General features: G+C 72.5%; 19 protein-coding genes. 5 read left to right on the top strand and 14 right to left on the bottom strand.

The window, feature by feature from the left end:
* Positions 1 to 151: 151 nt before the first annotated feature.
* The 4 genes from B079_RS0101250 to tsaB are packed head-to-tail and all read right to left on the bottom strand — an operon-like array spanning position 152 to position 2,667.
* On the bottom strand, positions 152 to 406 hold the full coding sequence (locus tag B079_RS0101250; RefSeq protein WP_018543943.1) for a hypothetical protein: 255 nt from the start codon (positions 404 to 406) through the stop codon (positions 152 to 154).
* Positions 403 to 1,515, bottom strand: a complete 1,113-nt coding sequence (gene tsaD, locus B079_RS0101245) for a tRNA (adenosine(37)-N6)-threonylcarbamoyltransferase complex transferase subunit TsaD (protein ID WP_018543942.1) — start codon at positions 1,513 to 1,515, stop codon at positions 403 to 405. Before tsaD ends, B079_RS0101250 begins: the two co-directional genes overlap by 4 nt.
* Positions 1,508 to 1,993, bottom strand: coding sequence for a ribosomal protein S18-alanine N-acetyltransferase (gene rimI, locus B079_RS0101240; protein WP_051094970.1), 486 nt, complete (start codon positions 1,991 to 1,993; stop codon positions 1,508 to 1,510). The genes tsaD and rimI overlap by 8 nt, the downstream gene beginning before the upstream one ends.
* A 17-nt stretch (positions 1,994 to 2,010) precedes the next feature.
* Positions 2,011 to 2,667: a tRNA (adenosine(37)-N6)-threonylcarbamoyltransferase complex dimerization subunit type 1 TsaB gene (tsaB, locus tag B079_RS0101235; protein WP_018543940.1), complete on the bottom strand. Its 657-nt coding sequence runs from the start codon at positions 2,665 to 2,667 to the stop codon at positions 2,011 to 2,013.
* Between the two features lie 114 nt (positions 2,668 to 2,781).
* Here tsaB and B079_RS0101230 point away from each other — a divergent pair, with 114 nt between their 5' ends.
* On the top strand, positions 2,782 to 3,336 hold the full coding sequence (locus B079_RS0101230; RefSeq protein WP_037801053.1) for a hypothetical protein: 555 nt from the start codon (positions 2,782 to 2,784) through the stop codon (positions 3,334 to 3,336).
* A 28-nt stretch (positions 3,337 to 3,364) separates the two neighbouring features.
* Here the strand turns inward: B079_RS0101230 and B079_RS0101225 are convergent, their stop codons facing one another.
* The 7 genes from B079_RS0101225 to glmS all read right to left on the bottom strand — a co-directional run bounded on the left by B079_RS0101225 (position 3,365) and on the right by glmS (position 10,603).
* Positions 3,365 to 3,544: a hypothetical protein gene (locus B079_RS0101225; protein ID WP_018543938.1), complete on the bottom strand. Its 180-nt coding sequence runs from the start codon at positions 3,542 to 3,544 to the stop codon at positions 3,365 to 3,367.
* Positions 3,545 to 3,699: 155 nt separating this feature from the next.
* The gene (gene tsaE, locus B079_RS0101220) at positions 3,700 to 4,221 is read right to left on the bottom strand and encodes a tRNA (adenosine(37)-N6)-threonylcarbamoyltransferase complex ATPase subunit type 1 TsaE (RefSeq protein ID WP_018543937.1); all 522 of its coding nucleotides are present in this window, start codon (positions 4,219 to 4,221) and stop codon (positions 3,700 to 3,702) included.
* Complete coding sequence (locus tag B079_RS0101215; RefSeq protein WP_018543936.1) at positions 4,187 to 5,440, bottom strand: alpha/beta fold hydrolase; 1,254 nt, start codon at positions 5,438 to 5,440, stop codon at positions 4,187 to 4,189. Before B079_RS0101215 ends, tsaE begins: the two co-directional genes overlap by 35 nt.
* A gap of 132 nt (positions 5,441 to 5,572) precedes the next feature.
* Positions 5,573 to 6,739 carry an alanine racemase gene (gene alr, locus B079_RS0101210; RefSeq protein WP_026248236.1) on the bottom strand — a complete coding sequence of 389 codons (1,167 nt, stop codon included), beginning with the start codon at positions 6,737 to 6,739 and terminating at the stop codon, positions 5,573 to 5,575.
* Positions 6,740 to 6,858: 119 nt separating this feature from the next.
* Positions 6,859 to 8,307, bottom strand: a complete 1,449-nt coding sequence (locus tag B079_RS0101205; RefSeq protein WP_018543934.1) for a bifunctional ADP-dependent NAD(P)H-hydrate dehydratase/NAD(P)H-hydrate epimerase — start codon at positions 8,305 to 8,307, stop codon at positions 6,859 to 6,861.
* Between the two features lie 46 nt (positions 8,308 to 8,353).
* The gene (locus tag B079_RS0101200) at positions 8,354 to 8,725 is read right to left on the bottom strand and encodes a holo-ACP synthase (RefSeq protein ID WP_018543933.1); all 372 of its coding nucleotides are present in this window, start codon (positions 8,723 to 8,725) and stop codon (positions 8,354 to 8,356) included.
* Between the two features lie 30 nt (positions 8,726 to 8,755).
* A complete protein-coding gene (gene glmS, locus B079_RS0101195) occupies positions 8,756 to 10,603 on the bottom strand; it encodes a glutamine--fructose-6-phosphate transaminase (isomerizing) (RefSeq protein WP_026248234.1) in 1,848 nt (615 codons plus the stop codon).
* A 139-nt stretch (positions 10,604 to 10,742) separates the two neighbouring features.
* On the opposite strand from glmS, the gene B079_RS35105 reads away from it, so the two are divergent.
* The 3 genes from B079_RS35105 to B079_RS0101180 are packed head-to-tail and all read left to right on the top strand — an operon-like array spanning position 10,743 to position 12,985.
* Positions 10,743 to 10,997 carry a hypothetical protein gene (locus B079_RS35105; RefSeq protein WP_158684931.1) on the top strand — a complete coding sequence of 85 codons (255 nt, stop codon included), beginning with the start codon at positions 10,743 to 10,745 and terminating at the stop codon, positions 10,995 to 10,997.
* Between the two features lie 46 nt (positions 10,998 to 11,043).
* Positions 11,044 to 12,033: a type I pantothenate kinase gene (gene coaA, locus B079_RS0101185; protein WP_018543930.1), complete on the top strand. Its 990-nt coding sequence runs from the start codon at positions 11,044 to 11,046 to the stop codon at positions 12,031 to 12,033.
* A 22-nt stretch (positions 12,034 to 12,055) separates the two neighbouring features.
* A complete protein-coding gene (locus tag B079_RS0101180) occupies positions 12,056 to 12,985 on the top strand; it encodes a DUF389 domain-containing protein (RefSeq protein WP_026248233.1) in 930 nt (309 codons plus the stop codon).
* On the opposite strand, the gene glmM is transcribed toward B079_RS0101180, so the two are convergent.
* The 3 genes from glmM to rplM form a co-directional block, all read right to left on the bottom strand.
* Positions 12,982 to 14,340 (bottom strand): phosphoglucosamine mutase, encoded by a 1,359-nt coding sequence (glmM, locus tag B079_RS0101175; RefSeq protein WP_018543928.1) that lies wholly within the window; start codon positions 14,338 to 14,340, stop codon positions 12,982 to 12,984. The genes B079_RS0101180 and glmM overlap by 4 nt on opposite strands.
* A gap of 178 nt (positions 14,341 to 14,518) precedes the next feature.
* Positions 14,519 to 15,040 carry a 30S ribosomal protein S9 gene (gene rpsI / locus B079_RS31120; protein ID WP_018543927.1) on the bottom strand — a complete coding sequence of 174 codons (522 nt, stop codon included), beginning with the start codon at positions 15,038 to 15,040 and terminating at the stop codon, positions 14,519 to 14,521.
* A 41-nt stretch (positions 15,041 to 15,081) separates the two neighbouring features.
* Complete coding sequence (rplM, locus tag B079_RS0101165; RefSeq protein WP_018543926.1) at positions 15,082 to 15,525, bottom strand: 50S ribosomal protein L13; 444 nt, start codon at positions 15,523 to 15,525, stop codon at positions 15,082 to 15,084.
* Between the two features lie 331 nt (positions 15,526 to 15,856).
* Between rplM and B079_RS0101160 the strand changes: the two genes are divergently transcribed.
* Positions 15,857 to 16,735, top strand: a complete 879-nt coding sequence (locus B079_RS0101160) for a hypothetical protein (protein ID WP_018543925.1) — start codon at positions 15,857 to 15,859, stop codon at positions 16,733 to 16,735.
* Positions 16,736 to 16,743 lie beyond the last annotated feature (8 nt).

Here is a 16,743-nt window from a genome sequence, read left to right as displayed (position 1 = left end):
CACCTGCATTTCCCCGCAGGAAGCGGGGCGTCTTTCCTTGGACCACCAACGCCTGGCGTTCTGACCGGAGTTGTTCCGGCCCGTTCGCTCTGTGATGATCATAGCCAAAGATCGCCGCGAAGCGCCAGCCCTGATCGCACAGCGGGCGAGATCAGTTCTCCACCGGCTCGAACCGCCACCGGTGCACCGGCCGTGACACCAACCCCGGCTCCGGATCGGGAAGTTCCGGCACGTCCGCGTCGTACGCCGCGTCCCACCAGGTCAGGACCAGCACCCGCTCCCCCGGTGCCCGGAAGGTCTCCCGGCGCAGCGGGGCGGCGGACAGCTCCTGGGCGCGGGCCCAGGCGAGCAGGTCGGCGCCCCGGCCCTCGGCGGCCCGCGCCTCCCACATCAGGGTGACGCTCACGAGTACAGGTTCTCCTTGCTGACCTCGTGGACGTGGTCGTGATCGTGGCTGTGTCCGTTGCCCGGCACGTGCGGGTCGGTCACCGGCAGGGAGGAGTCGGCGGACAGGTCCCAGTCGGAGGCGGCCCGGTTGCGGGCGACCATCTCGGCGCCGAGCGCGGCGACCATCGCGCCGTTGTCCGTGCACAGCTTGGGGCGCGGCACGCGCAGCCGGATGCCGGCCGCCTCGCAGCGTTCCTGGGCGAGCGCCCGCAGCCGGGAGTTGGCCGCGACGCCGCCGCCGATCATGAGGTGGTCGACGCCCTCGTCCTTGCAGGCGCGCACGGCCTTGCGGGTGAGCACGTCCACCACGGCCTCCTGGAAGGAGGCGGCCACGTCACGCACCGGCACCTCCTCGCCCGCCGCGCGCTTGGCCTCGATCCAGCGGGCCACGGCGGTCTTCAGGCCGGAGAAGGAGAAGTCGTAGGCGGGGTCGCGGGGACCGGTCAGGCCGCGCGGGAAGGCGATGGCGGTGGGGTCGCCCTCGCGGGCGTAGCGGTCGATGACCGGGCCGCCGGGGAAGCCCAGGTTGAGCACGCGGGCGATCTTGTCGAACGCCTCGCCCGCCGCGTCGTCGATGGTCGCGCCCATCGGGCGGACGTCGGAGGTGATGTCCGAGGACAGCAGCAGCGAGGAGTGGCCGCCGGAGACCAGCAGGGCCATGGTCGGCTCGGGCAGCGGGCCGTGCTCCAGCTGGTCCACGCAGATGTGCGAGGCGAGGTGATTGACGCCGTAGAGGGGCTTGCCGAGGGCGTAGGCGTACGCCTTGGCGGCCGAGACGCCGACCAGGAGGGCGCCCGCGAGGCCGGGGCCCGCGGTCACCGCGATGCCGTCGAGGTCGCGGGCGGTGATGCCCGCCTCCTTCAGGGCGCGGTCGATGGTAGGGACCATCGCCTCCAGATGGGCGCGGGAGGCGACCTCGGGGACGACCCCGCCGAAGCGGGCGTGCTCGTCGACGCTGGAGGCGACGGCGTCCGCCAGCAGGGTCGTGCCACGGACGATGCCGACGCCGGTCTCGTCGCAGGAGGTCTCGATGCCTAGTACGAGAGGCTCGTCGCGTGAGTCAGCCATTGATCTCGGTTCCTTGTACGTCTTCCAGGGAGGAAGAGGGGTCGGTCAGGCGCATCACCAGGGCGTCCACGTTGCCCGGCTGGTAGTAGCCGCGCCGGAAGCCGATCGGGGCGAAGCCGAAGCGCTCGTAGAGCTTCTGGGCGCGGGTGTTGTCCACCCGGCACTCCAGCATCACCTCGGCGCACTCGAAGGTGGTCGCGGCCCGCAGCAGCTCGGTCAGCAGCCGGGCGCCGAGGCCGGTGCCCTGCTGGTCGCGGGCGACGGCGATGGTCTGCACGTCGCCGAGGTCACCGGAGGCGGCGAGGCCCGCGTACCCGACGATCCGGCCGTCCGGCGCGGCGGCGACCAGATAGCGCCGGGTCGCCTCCGGACCCCGGGAGTGGGCCAGCTCGGACCAGAACATGCCCCGCGACCAGGCGTCCTCGGGGAACAGGTCCTTCTCAAGCTCCAGGACCCGGTCGATGTCCCACCAGCGCATCTCGCGCAGCTCAGCGGTCACTTCGGCGTGACCACCTTGTAGTTCTTCGGCACCTGCGCGTCGGGGCGGCGCAGATACAGCGGCCGGGGCTCCGCCAGCTCCTCACCCTTGGCCAGCTTCTCGGCGGCCAGGGAGGCCAGCGCGGCGGCGGAGACGTGCTCCGGCTCGTGGGCCTGCGGGAAGGTGTCCGGGTAGAGCAGCGCGCCCGCACCGACGGCGGGCAGCCCCGCGACCCGCTCGGCGATGTCGGCCGGGCGGTCCACGGCGGGCCCGGTGAGCCGGGTGCGCGAGTCGGCGTACGTCGCCCAGTAGACCTCCTTGCGCCGGGCGTCGGTGGCCACCACGAAGGGGCCCTTCTCGATGTCGGCGGCGTAGGCGAGGCCGTCCAGGGTGCACACGCCGTGCACCGGGACGCCGAGCGCGAGGCCGAAGGTGTCGGCGGTCATCAGACCGACGCGCAGGCCCGTGTAGGGGCCGGGCCCGGTGCCGACGACGATGCCGGTGACGGCGTCGAGCTTGACCCCGGCGGCGGCGAGCACACGGTCGACGGCGGGCAGCAGCAGCTCCCCGTGGCGGCGCGCGTCCACCTGGCCGGACGAGGCGACGACGTCCGTGCCGTCGTGCAGCGCGACGGTGACGGCGGGGGTGGCGGTATCCAGAGCGAGCAAGAGCACGCGAACAGCCTACGGCGCCCGCGGCTCGCGCACGCCCGCCCGGGACGGACGGTCACCGGCTGCTACGGTCTGTACGAAGTACGACATATGGGCACGAGGCGAAGGCGGTCCCACGTGGCAGGCACCAGCTCGGGAATCGTGGCCGGTCTCACCGCGACCGTCCTCGGCACCGTCGCCCTCCTCGCCTGGCAGGCGCAGGCCACCGTGCCGCCGGGCATGGGCCGCGCCAAGGCGAGCGCTTCCCCCTCCCCCGCCGCCAAGGCCCCGCGCGACAGCCGCCACCCGACCGCGCTGCCCCGGAACTCGGGCAAGGGCGAGCGGGTCGTGTACTCGGTGGACGACGACCGGGTCTGGCTGGTGGACGACCGGGGCCAGGTACGGCGCACCTTCAAGGTGCGCCCCGGACAGGTCGACCCGCGTCTCGGCGCCTACTGGGTGACCTCGCGCTCCAAGCAGGTCACCGGCACCGACGGGGTACTCGTCGAGCACGTGGTCCGCTTCGCCACCCGCAACGGCGTGACGATCGGCTTCAGCGCCGCGACCGAGGACGAACCCGGGGACACCGGCTCCGGCTCGGTGAAGACCGGCGGCATCCGCGAGACCCGGGCGGACGGAAACGCCATGTGGCAGTTCGCCACGATCGGCGTCCCGGTGATGGTGATCCGCTGACCCTGCTGATCCTGGAGCGGTGGGGCGGTTACGCCGCCTCGCGGTGGTCCGGGGTGTGTTCGGCCGGGTCCGGGGCGGGAGGCGGGGTGGAGACCGCTTTCGCCGCCGCGCACGAGGCCAGCAGGTCGCGCATCGACACCTGCGGGGTCACCGGGACGCGTCCGGCCCGCTCGGGCCGGGCCGTGGGCGTGGGACGTGGAGCGGACATGGCGCCTCCTGAGCTGCGGGGGCGGGTGTGGTTAGGTATGCCTAACCACGGGCTGGATACCATGTGACCACGCCCGGTACGTCCCGCGCAATACGATCCCGACAGCATGTCGGGATATCGGGGCGCGGGCCTGTCGCTTCCGCACCCCCGGCACCTCAGCCCTCCAGCGCCTCCAGCGCCTCCAGGTCCGTCTCCGCCCACCGCTTGCCGAGCCCGCGCACCGTCACGTGCCGTACCTCGTCGGTGGTGTCCCCGGTCGCGCGGTCGATCAGGACCTCCAGGCGGTCGTCGGTCAGCTCCTCGACCTTGCCCTCGCCCCACTCCACGACGATCACCGACTCGGGCAGCGACACGTCGAGGTCCAGGTCTTCCATCTCGTCGAGACCGCCGGAGAGCCGGTAGGCGTCGACATGGACCAGCGGCGGGCCGTCCACCAGCGAGGGGTGGACCCGTGCGATGACGAAGGTCGGCGAGGTGACCGCGCCGCGCACCCCGAGTCCTTCACCGAGCCCCCGGGTCAGCGTCGTCTTGCCCGCGCCCAGCTCCCCGCTGAGCATCACGAGGTCGCCCGCGCGCAGCAGCCCGGCCAGGCGGAGGCCGAGCCGGCGCATCTGCTCGGGGGAGGTGACGGTGAGCCGGATCTCAGCCGGGCTGTGCGGTGCTGCTGCCTCTTCCATAACCGCTTACGGTAGCCCCTGCGGGGACCGCTCCCGCGCGGGTGAGCAGGTCCGCGAGCCGGTCGGTGACGACCTCCGGATGCTCCAGCATGACGAGGTGTCCCGCCTCCGGTACGAGCACCAGTTCGCCGTCGGGCAGCAGGTCCGCTATCGCCTCGCTGTGCTCGCTCGGCGTCACCAGGTCCCGTACCCCGGCGAGCACGAGCACCGGCATGTCACGGAAGGCGGCCAGCGCCTCGGTCTTGTCGTGGTCGGTGAAGGCCGGGTAGAACTCCGCGACCACGTCGATCGGGGTGGACTCGATCATCCGCTCCGCGAACCGCGCGACCGCCGGGTCGATGTCCCGTCCCGCGAACGAGTACCGCTTGATCACCCCGGCGAACAGCTCGGCGGTGGCCCGGCGCCCCTTCTCCACCAGCTCCGCCTGCTGCCCGAGCGCCTTCAGCACGCCCGGCAGGATGCGGCGCACGGCGTTGACCCCGGCCAGCGGGAGGCCGAAGTTGACCTCGCCGAGCCGCCCGGAGGAGGTGCCGACGAACGCGGTGGCGACGACGCGGTCCCGGATCAGCTCGGGGAACTGGGCGGCCAGTGCCATCACCGTCATGCCGCCCATGGAGTGGCCGACCAGCACGATCGGGCCCTCCGGCACGGCCGCGTCGAGCACCGCCTTCAGATCGCGGCCGAGCTGGTCGATGGTGACCGGCACCCCGTCGCGGGTCTGGGCCACCCCGCGCCCGGAGCGGCCGTGGCTGCGCTGGTCCCAGTGCACGGTGCGCACGACCCCGCGCAGGGCGGCCCGCTGGAAGTGCCAGGAGTCCTGGCCGAGGCAGTAGCCGTGGCAGAAGACGACGGTCACGGGGGCGGGCGCCTTGCGGCCGAAGAGCCTGCGGCGGCGCGGGGAGACGTTCGGGCCGGGGTCGGGCTCGATGTCGTCGACCTCGTAGTACAGCTCGGTGCCGTCGTCCGCGACGGCCTTGCCGGGGGTGCCGCGCAGGGTGCCGTAGGGGCCGGCCGAGTCCAGGGCGAGCTGGGCCTTGCGGCGTATTCCGCGCCCGACCGTCATGCGCTCGATGGCCACCCCGGCGGCGGCGCCCGCGGCGAGGACGCCTATCGCGGCCCCGGCGAGGCCGGTCGCCCGGCGCCAGCTCCCCGCCGCCTCCCCGGCGGCGGCGACCGCGGCGACGGCCTCGGCCACGCCCTCCGCACTGCTCTCGCTCACGTACCGCTCCTCCTCGCCGTACCGCCGTGCTCAGATCTTCGCCGTACTCATGTTCGTAAAAACGCAAAAAAAAGGGGGGACATGACTCACCCAGGGGGCTCCGGGGCTCAACTGCCGGGCCCGGCAGGGCGGTTACCCCTCTTCTTCCCCGTTCAGGTGCACGCGGGGCACCCGGGTGCCGATGCGGGTGACGATCTCGTACGCGATCGTGCCGCACGCCTGTGCCCAGTCCTCGGCGGTGGGCTCGCCCGCGTCGCCGGGGCCGAACAGCACCGCGTCCGTGCCCGCCTCGGGCTCGTCGCCGCCGAGGTCGACCACGAACTGGTCCATCGCGACCCGCCCCGCGACGGTGCGCCACTTGCCGTCCACCAGCACGGGTCCGGTGCCCGAGGCGTGCCGGGGGATGCCGTCCGCGTAGCCGACCGGGACGAGACCGAGGGTGGTCTCGCCGGGGGTGAGGTAGTGGTGGCCGTAGCTGATGCCGTGGCCGCCGGGCACCCGCTTGACCAGGGCGAGCGAGGCGCGCAGCGTCATCACCGGGCGCAGTCCGAAGTCGGCCGGGGTGCCGATCTCCGGGCTCGGCGAGACGCCGTACATCGCGATGCCGGTGCGCACCAGGTCGAAGTGGGTCTCCGGAAGGGTCAGCGTGGCCGGGGAGTTGGCGATGTGCCGCACCTCCGGGCGCACGCCCTGCTCCTCGGCGTACGCGGTCATCTCGCGGAAGCGGTCGAGCTGGGCGGTGATGGAGGGGTGGCCCGGCTCGTCGGCGCAGGCGAAGTGGGACCACAGTCCGGTGACCCGGATCAGCCCCTCCGACTCGGCCTTCAGCGCCTCGGCGACCAGCTCGGGCCAGTCGCCGGGCTGGCAGCCGTTGCGGCCCAGGCCGGTGTCGGCCTTGAGCTGCACACGGGCCGTGCGGCCCGCCGCGCGGGCGGCCTCGGTGACCTCGCGCAGCGCCCACATCCCGCTGACCGACACGTCGAGGTCGGCCTCGATCGCCTGGCGCCAGGGGCCGCCGGGCACCCAGAGCCAGCACATGATCCGGCCCGGCAGCCCGGCCGCGCGCAGCGCCAGGGCCTCCTCGGGCGTGGCGGTGCCCAGCCAGGTCGCCCCGGCCGCGCGGGCCGCGCGGGCGCAGGGCAACGCGCCGTGGCCGTAGGCGTCCGACTTGACGACGGCCATCAGGGCCGCGCCCTTCAACCGGGCGCGCAACGCCCGTACGTTGGCGCGCAGGGCACCCAGATCGATCTCGGCGCGGGCGCGCAGGGGCGCCGTCGGCACAGCTGCTGTCTCGTTCATGGCGCCCCCAGTCTCTCAGAGGCCCCGCCCGGCCCCCGGAAGCACTCCGCGGCGGCCCCGTACCGGGTACCCGGTCCGCCGGGTGTCCGTACGACCCGCCGGGCGGGCTCAGTCCGGCCTCAGTCCCAGTCCAGCTCCCGCCGTACGTCCCGCCACGCGTCCGGCAGCCGTTCGGAGATGTCCATCGCCACGATCGGGGCGCCCCGGGAGGCGAACCGCCCGGCCAGGCCGTGCAGATAGGCGCCCACGCTGCCCGCGTCCAGCGGGGAGAGCCCGGAGGCGAGCAGCGAGCCGGTGAGTCCGGAGAGCACGTCGCCGCTGCCCGCGGTGGCGAGCCAGGCGGTGCCGGTGGGGTTGACCCGGACCGGGCCGCCGTCGGGGGCGGCGATCAGCGTGGTGGAGCCCTTGAGCAGGACCGTCGCCCGGTAGACGGCCGCCAGCTCGCGCACCGAGGCGAGCCGGGTCGCCTCCACCTCCTCGCGGCGCACGCCCAGCAGCGCGGCGGCCTCGCCCGCGTGAGGGGTCATCAGGGTCGGTGCCGTGCGCCCGCGTACGGTGTCCCGGTCCGCGAGCCGGAGCCCGTCGGCGTCGAGCAGGACCGGTACGTCCGCGCCGAGGACCTTGGCGACGGTGGCGGCGTCGTCCCCGGCGCCGGGTCCGACCACCCACGCCTGGACGCGGCCCGCGTGGTCGGGGCCCTGGTCGGAGACCAGCGTCTCCGGGAACCGGGCGATCACCGCGTCCCCGGCAGGACCGACGTACCGCACCGCGCCCGCGCCCCCGCGCAGCGCGCCCGAGACGGCCAGCACCGCCGCGCCGGGGTAGCGCGCGGACCCGGCGGCGACGCCGAGCACCCCGCGCCGGTACTTGTCGCTCTCCGCCGAGGGCACCGGCAGCAGCCGGGCCACATCCGCGTGCTGCAGCGCCTCCACGGCGGGGTCCGGCGGCAGTTCGAGCCCGATCTCGACGAGGCGGACCGCCCCGGCGTACTCGTGCCCGGGATCGATCAGCAGGCCCGGCTTGTACGCCCCGAAGGTGACCGTCAGATCCGCGCGTACGGCCGCGCCGCGCACCTCGCCGGTGTCCGCGTCCACCCCGCTGGGCAGGTCGACGGCGACGATCCCGGCCCGTGCCCGCTCGGCGGCCTCCACCAGCCGCTGGGCGCCTGGGCGAAGCCCGCCCTTGCCGCCGATGCCGACGATGCCGTCCAGGACGAGCGCGGCCCGCCCGACGGCCCTGAGCGCGTCCTCGGGGTCCGTGACGACCCGGCCGCCCGCGTGACGCAGCGCCCGGAGTCCGCCCGCGTGCGCCCGGTCGGGTGAGAGGAGCACGGCGGTGACGCCCGCGCCGCGCCGGGCCAGCCGGGCCCCGGCGTACAGCGCGTCGCCGCCGTTGTCGCCGCTGCCGACGAGCAGCACCACGCGGCTGCCGTGCAGCCGTCCCAGGAACTCCGCCGAGGCCGCGGCGAGCCCGGCCGCCGCCCGCTGCATGAGCGTGCCCTCCGGCAGCCGTGCCATCAGGGCCCGCTCGGCCGCCCGTACCGTCTCCACGCTGTACGCCGTACGCATGTCTTCGAGTCTGCCCCGCGAGCGCGGACTCGCGCACCCGGGTGGATCAGTTCTCGGCGATCACCACGGCCGAGGCGACGCCCGCGTCATGGCTGAGGGAGACGTGCCAGGACCGCACGCCCAGCTCGGCCGCGCGGGCGGCCACCGTGCCCTTGACCCGCAGCCGGGGCTGCCCGCTGTCCTCGACGTACACCTCGGCGTCCACCCAGAGCAGTCCGGACGGCGCCCCGAGCGCCTTGGCCAGCGCCTCCTTGGCCGCGAACCGCGCCGCCAGCGAGGCGATCCCGCGCCGCTCACCGCCCGGCAGCAGCAGTTCCCCCGCCACGAACAGCCGGTCGGCAAGTCCGGGCGTGCGCTCCAGAGCCGCCCGGAACCGCTCGATCTCCGCCACATCGATCCCGACCCCGACAATGCCCATGCGAGGAGCCTAAGGGGCGTCGGCGCCGGGCTATTCCACCGTCACCGACTTGGCGAGGTTGCGCGGCTGGTCGACCTCGTTGCCGCGGGCGGCGGCCAGTTCGCAGGCGAAGACCTGGAGCGGGACCGTGGCGACCAGGGGCTGGAGCAGGGTGGGCGTGGCCGGGACGCGGATCAGGTGGTCGGCGTACGGGATCACCGCGTCGTCGTCCTCGTCGGCGATGACGATCGTGCGGGCGCCCCGGGCGCGGATCTCCTGGATGTTGGAGACGATCTTGTCGTGCAGGACGGACCGGCCGCGCGGCGAGGGCACGACCACGACGACCGGGAGGTCCTTCTCGATCAGCGCGATCGGGCCGTGCTTCAGCTCGCCCGCCGCGAAGCCCTCGGCGTGCATGTAGGCGAGTTCCTTGAGCTTGAGGGCGCCTTCGAGGGCGACCGGGTAGCCCACGTGGCGGCCGAGGAAGAGCACGGTGTCGTGCCCGGCCAGGGAGCGGGCCAGCTCGCGCACCGGCTCCATGGTCTCCAGGACGCGTTCGACCTCGCCGGAGATCCGGGACAGGTCGCGCACGACGGCGCGGATCTCGTCGCCCCACTGGGTGCCGCGCACCTGGCCCAGATAGAGGGCGACGAGGTAGCAGGCGACCAGCTGGGTCAGGAACGCCTTGGTGGAGGCGACGGCGACCTCGGGTCCTGCGTGCGTGTAGAGCACCGCGTCCGACTCGCGCGGGATGGTGGAGCCGTTGGTGTTGCAGATGGCCAGCACCTTGGAGCCCTGCTCGCGGGCGTGCCGGAGCGCCATCAGCGTGTCCATGGTCTCGCCGGACTGGGAGATCGCGATGACCAGGGAGCGGCCGTCCAGGATCGGGTCGCGGTAGCGGAACTCGCTCGCCAGCTCGACCTCGCAGGGGATGCGGGTCCAGTGCTCGATGGCGTACTTGGCGATCAGGCCCGCGTGGAAGGCCGTACCGCAGGCGACGATGACGACCTTGTCCACCTCGCGCAGCTCGGCCGCGCCGATGCGCACCTCGTCCAGGGTGAGCGAGCCGGAGGGGTCGACGCGGCCCAGCAGGGTGTCGGCGACGGCCTTGGGCTGCTCGGCGATCTCCTTGAGCATGAAGTAGTCGTAGCCGCCCTTCTCGGCGGCCGAGACGTCCCAGTCGACGTGGAAGGCGCGGACCTCGGCCGGGGAGCCGTCGAAGTCCGTCACGGTCACGCCCTCGCGGCGCAGCTCGACGACCTGGTCCTGGCCCAGTTCGAGCGCGTCGCGGGTGTGCGCGATGAAGGCGGCGACGTCGGAGGCGAGGAACGACTCGCCCTCGCCCACGCCCACCACCAGCGGGGAGTTGCGGCGGGCGCCGACGACCACGTCCGGGGCGTCCGCGTGCACGGCGACCAGGGTGAAGGCGCCCTCCAGACGGCGGCACACCAGCCGCATCGCCTCCGCGAGGTCGGCCGTCGCGGAGTACTCCTCGGCCAGCAGGTGCGCGACGACCTCGGTGTCGGTCTCGGAGGCCAGGGCGTGCCCGCGCTCGGCGAGTTCGGCGCGCAGCACCGCGAAGTTCTCGATGATGCCGTTGTGCACGACGGCGACCCGGCCCGCGTTGTCCAGGTGCGGGTGGGCGTTGGCGTCCGTCGGGCCGCCGTGCGTGGCCCACCGGGTGTGCCCGATCCCGGTCGTCCCGGCGGGCAACGGCCGCTCGGCCAGCTCCTTCTCCAGGTTGACCAGCTTCCCGGCCCGCTTGGCCGACGCCAGCCCCCCGTCCGCGAGCACCGCGACCCCGGCGGAGTCGTACCCCCGGTACTCCAGCCGCTTCAGCCCCGCCATCACGACTTCGAGCGCCGACCGCGCTCCCACGTATCCCACGATTCCGCACATGCGCGGCAGCCTACGATCATTCCCGCCCCCAAAAGAGCCGCCGCGTGCCCGATTTCGGAAATTCCCACGGCGGTACGCACCCCTGTGCGGGGCACTTGACCGACCACCCCCCACCCAAGTTCCCCCAAACCGGACACACTTGAGCCCAGCTCAGAAACCCCCCAGAATCACCCCGCCCCCGCCGCGTGACACGCCCGTCCCCCTGGACCTGGACACCGTCCGCTCGGTGCCGCGCAGCGGGGCGTTCCTGTGCGACGGGGGGACGTACGCCCGGCTGCCCGCGACCGTGCGGAACGACGCCGTGGTGGTCGAGCTGACAGGAGAAGCCCTGGCGGCGGCCCTGATCGGGCCGCCGCCCGCGCCGAAGCACGCCGAGGCCCGGCGCCCGGCGTGACGTACCCCACCTCACGCGCCCGTTCAAACTCCGTTAACAATGGAATGTGATCTCACCGGTCTCCGAGTTCCCGAGGAGCGCCCACCGGCACCGGCCGGAGGCGACTCCCTATGTCGATCTCACCCGTGCCGAATGGAGCGCGCTGCGTCACAAGACGCCGTTGCCGCTCACCGCCGAGGAGGTGGAGAAGCTGCGGGGGCTGGGCGATGTGATCGATCTCGACGAGGTGCGGGACATCTATCTGCCGCTCTCGCGCCTGCTGAATCTCTACGTCGGCGCCACCGACGGCCTCAGAAGCGCGCTGAACACCTTCCTCGGCGAGAAGGGCTCCCAGTCGGGCACGCCCTTCGTGATAGGCGTCGCGGGCTCCGTCGCGGTCGGCAAGTCCACCGTGGCCCGTCTCCTCCAGGCCCTGCTGTCCCGCTGGCCCGAGCACCCCCGCGTCGAGCTGGTCACGACGGACGGCTTCCTGCTGCCGACCAAGGAGCTCCAGGCGCGCGGCCTGATGTCCAGGAAGGGCTTCCCGGAGTCGTACGACCGCCGCGCCCTCACCCGCTTCGTCGCCGACATCAAGGCGGGCAAGGACGAGGTCACCGCCCCCGTCTACTCCCACCTGATCTACGACATCGTCCCCGGCGAGAAGCTCACCGTCCGCCGCCCGGACATCCTGATCGTGGAGGGCCTGAACGTCCTCCAGCCCGCCCTGCCCGGCAAGGACGGCCGCACCCGCGTCGGCCTCGCTGACTACTTCGACTTCAGCGTGTACGTCGACGCGAGCGCCGAGGACATCGAGCGCTGGTACCTCGACCGCTTCAAGAAACTGCGCCAGACCGCCTTCCAGGACCCGGACTCGTACTTCCGCAAGTACACCCAGGTCTCCGAGGAGGAGGCCCTGGACTACGCACGCGGCCTGTGGCGCACGATCAACAAGCCCAACCTGGTCGAGAACATCGCCCCCACCCGAGGCCGCGCCGGCCTCGTCCTGCGCAAGGGCCCCGACCACACGGTCCAACGCCTGCGCCTGCGCAAGCTGTAGCGCCTCCGGTTGGATGGGCGCCATGCTGCATCTGCGCCTGATCACCCCGCCCGGCCGCACGGACGACGCCGTGCGTCTGATCGAGGACACCGTCGGCACCACCCATCTGGTGGTGCTGCCGGGTGCCGCCAGGAACCCGGCCGGGGACGTGGTGATGTGCGACGTCGCACGGGAGGCGGGCGACGCCCTGCTCACCGGTCTCCAGCGGCTCGGCATCGACCGCGACGGCTCCATCGCCGTGGAGGACATCGACCTGTCGCTGTCCCGGCGGGCCGACCGGGCCGAGGAGGAGGCGCCCGGCGAGGCGGCGGACGCCGTGCTGTGGGAGCACCTGGTCGAGGAGACCCACGAGGAGTCCACCCTCTCGGCGACCTACGTCGCGTTCCTCGCCATCGCCACGATGATCGCGGCCTGCGGCGTCGTCCTGGACAACGCGGTGCTGATCGTGGGGGCGATGGCGGTGGGGCCGGAGTTCGGGCCGCTGGCGGGCATCAGCACCGCCATGGTCCGGCGCAGGCCCCGGCTCGCGGCCCGCTCGCTCCTCGCCCTGCTGGTCGGCTTCGCCGCCGCGATGGCGCTGACGGCCGGTTTCACCGTGCTCATGGACGCGGCCGGGTTGTTCAGCGAGGGGCAGCTGGAGGGCGACCGCCCGAACACCGCGTTCGTCTACGCGCCGGACGCGTTCTCGTTCGTGGTCGCGCTGCTCGCGGGCGCCGCCGGCACCCTCTCGCTGACCTCGGCCAAGTCGGGTGCCCTGGTCGGCGTCGCCATCTCCGTGACGACGGTCCCGGCCGCCGCCAACGCCGCCGTCGCTCTGGCCTACGGCGACACGAAGCAGACCGTCGGCTCCAGCGAACAGCTGCTGCTGAACCTGCTCGGCATCGTGCTCGCGGGCGTCCTGACCCTCCTGGCCCAGAAGTGGTATTGGGCCAGGAAGGGCCTGCCCGGTTAGCCCAGCGCCGACTTCACCGCATCGGCCAGCCGCCCCGCCACCGACCGGGCCTGGTCGATGTCGGCGGCCTCGACCATCACGCGGACCAGCGGCTCGGTGCCCGAGGGGCGCAGCAGGACGCGGCCGGTCTGGCCCAGCTCGCGCTCCGCCTCGCCGACGGCCGCCGCGAGGTCGGCCGAGGTCCGGACCCGGGACTTGTCGACGTCCGGGACGTTGATCAGGATCTGCGGCAGCCGCTCCATGACGGAGGCCAGCTCCCGCAGCGCGCGGCCGGTCTCGGCGACCCGCGCGGCAAGCAGCAGACCGGTCAGCGTGCCGTCGCCGGTGGTCGCGTGGTCCAGGACGATGACGTGCCCGGACTGCTCGCCGCCGAGGGCGTAGCCGTGCTGCTTCATCTCCTCCAGCACATAGCGGTCCCCGACCGCCGTCTGCACCAGGCGGATGCCCGCCCGCTCCATGGCCAGCTTGAAGCCCAGGTTGGACATCACGGTCGCGACCACGGTGTCCGAGCGCAGCTCCGCGCGCTCACGCATCGCCAGCGCGAGCACGGACAGGATCTGGTCGCCGTCCACCTCCTCGCCGGTGTGGTCCACGGCCAGGCAGCGGTCGGCGTCCCCGTCGTGCGCGATGCCGAAGTCGGCGCCGTGCTCGATGACGGCGGCCTTGAGCGGTCCGAGGTGGGTCGAGCCGCAGCCGTCGTTGATGTTCAGGCCGTCCGGCTCGGCGCCGATCGTGACGACCGTCGCACCGGCGCGCGTGAACGCGGCCGGGGAGACCCCGGCGGCGGCACCGTGCGCCTCGTCCAGGACGATCTTCAGCCCGTCGAGACGGTTCGGCAGCACCGCGAGCAGATGCGCGACGTAGGTCTCGAAGCCCTCGTCGTACGACCGCACCCGGCCGACCCCGGCGCCGGTGGGGCGCTCCCAGGGCTCGCCGTGGCGGTGGGACTCGTAGACCGCCTCGATCCGGTCCTCCAGCTCGTCGGCGAGCTTGTGACCACCGCGCGCGAAGAACTTGACGCCGTTGTCCGGCATGGCGTTGTGGCTCGCGGAGAGCATCACACCGAGGTCCGCGCCGAGCGCGCCGGTCAGATGCGCCACGGCGGGCGTCGGCAGCACGCCCACGCGGAGCACGTCCACGCCCGCGCTGGCCAGCCCGGCCACCACGGCCGCCTCCAGGAACTCCCCGGACGCCCGCGGGTCGCGACCGACCACCGCCTTGGGCCGGTGACCCGCGAAAGTACCCGCCTCGGCCAGCACATGCGCCGCCGCGACGGACAGGCCGAGCGCCATCTCGGCCGTCAGGTCCGCGTTGGCGACGCCACGCACGCCGTCGGTGCCGAAGAGTCGTCCCACTTGTCCTCCTGAAGAAGCGCAACTGCTGCGAGGAATCATGGCATGTGCCAGAGCATCCAATCGCACAAGCCTTTGAGCGTCTTGTGTCGTTATACGCCCTTGACGGAGATAAACGAACGCCCCGGCGGCACACAGGCGTGCCGTCGGGGCGTTCGGAGTACGCGCGAAGCGCCGCTGTTTAGCGCTTGCTGTACTGCGGGGCCTTACGGGCCTTCTTCAGACCGGCCTTCTTGCGCTCGACCGCACGGTCGTCGCGCTTGAGGAAGCCGGCCTTCTTGAGGGCGCCGCGGTTGTTGTCCACGTCGGCCTCGTTCAGCGCACGGGCGACACCGAGACGGAGCGCACCGGCCTGACCGGAGACACCGCCACCCGAGATACGGGCGATGACGTCGTAGCGGCCCTCGAGCTCGAGCACCTTGAAGGGCTCGTTGACTTCCTGCTGGTGCACCTTGTTCGGGAAGTAGTCCTCGAGGGTGCGACCGTTGATCTTCCACTTGCCGGTGCCCGGAACGATCCGGACACGGGCGATGGCGTTCTTGCGACGGCCCAGGCCGGCGGCCGGCTGGGGCTCGCCGAAGCGGGACGCCACGGACTCCGAGGTGTACTCACCCTCGACGGGGAGCTCGCTCTCGGTGGTGTAGCTCTCGATGTCGACGAGCTCGGTCTCTTCGAGCGGCTGCTCGGCAGTGGTCTCGGCCACGATTCTCCTCAGATTCTCTGTCAGTTAAAGGGTGGCCGGAATTACTGCGCGACCTGGGTGATCTCGAACGGCACCGGCTGCTGGGCGCCGTGCGGGTGCTGGTCACCCTTGTAGACCTTCAGCTTCGAGAGCATCTGACGGCCCAGAGTGTTCTTGGGGAGCATGCCCTTGACGGCCTTCTCGATGGCCTTCTCGGGGTTCTTGTCGAGCAGCTCGTCGTAACGGACGGAGCGCAGACCACCCGGGTAACCGGAGTGGCGGTACGCCATCTTCTGGGTCCGCTTGTTGCCGGACAGGTGCACCTTGTCGGCGTTGATGATGACGACGAAGTCACCGGTGTCGACGTGCGGCGCGTAGATCGGCTTGTGCTTGCCGCGCAGCAGGGAGGCGGCGGTGGTGGCCAGGCGGCCCAGGACGATGTCCTGAGCGTCGATGACGTGCCACTGGCGCGTCACATCGCCGGGCTTGGGGCTGTACGTACGCACGGTTCGTAGCCTTCGCTTCGAGTGAATGGTCCTGAACAGGTCACCGAAACGATCACGACAGCCTCGATCGCACTGCGGTGACGCAACCGCGTGCAGATCGCTGGTCATCGGCCCGGTGGACCGGTGTAAGGGCCCGTCCCGTGAGAATGAGCAAGCCAATACACAACGAGGAGCCAGGTTACCGGGGCACCCCCGGACGGGTCAAAACGCGTCGGATCCGAAACCCGGCGCGCCGAGATGTTCCCCCCTGTGCGGAAGGTCCCCCTATCGTCTCCCGGGCCCGTGCCCTCGGGCGCACCGGCACTCCCGGGGCCCCTCTAAGATGCGCCCCATGAGTTACGGGCAGGGGGGCTCCCAGAACCAGTGGGATCCCTGGACACCTCAATCCGAACAGCCATGGAGCGGCAAGGGCGGCGGTGACGGCACTCCCGACTGGGCCGCGCTCGCGGACCAGTCCGAGAACCGGAGCAAGCGCCGCAAGGTGCTGTTCATCGTCGGCGGCGCCCTGGCCACGGCCGCGATAGGCACGGCCGTCGCGATGGCCGTCGTCAACGCGGGTGGCGACGACGACACCGCCGGCGGCCCCTCCGCCCTGCCCCCGAGCGCCTCGCTGCCCGGCGGCACCGCCACGGCGCCGTCCTTCGAGCCGACCAGCGCGCCGCCCCCGCTGGACCCGAAGGACTTCATCTCCAGCGCCAAGAAGGACACCGCCCCGCTCAGCCCCGAGACCCTGTTCCCGGGCACCCAGCTGACCATGGGCGACACGGTGTACAAGAAGGGCGCCACCGCCGACACCAAGAACTGCGCCTCCGGCGCGCGCGGCACCCTCCCGAAGCTCCTCACCGCGAACAAGTGCACCCGGCTGATGCGGGTCAGCTACGTCAAGGACGGCGTCGCCGTCACCGCGGGCGTGGCCGTCTTCGACACCGCGGCCGAGGCCACCAAGTTCAAGGGCCAGACGGACACGAAGAGCATCATCTCCTCGCTGCCCGGCAAGGGCGTCAAGGGCTTCTGCGACGCGGCGATCTGCCGCACCACCACCAACACCCTCGGCCGGTACGCCTACTTCACCACCGCGGGCTTCACCAACGGCAAGGACGTCACTCTCAAGGACAACAAGGTGTTCTCGGCGGGCAACGACCTCGCGCAGTTCACCTTCCGCCAGCTCCTGCGCCGGGGCGAGGCCCAGGCATCGGCCGCCGCCAAGTAGCCGCGAGG

Origin of the sequence: Streptomyces sp. LaPpAH-108, from assembly GCF_000373625.1 — a bacterium.
Classification (GTDB): Bacteria; Actinomycetota; Actinomycetes; order Streptomycetales; family Streptomycetaceae; genus Streptomyces.
The sequence above is the reverse complement of the archived record's forward strand: the minus strand, read 5'-3'. Positions and strand labels throughout refer to the sequence as shown.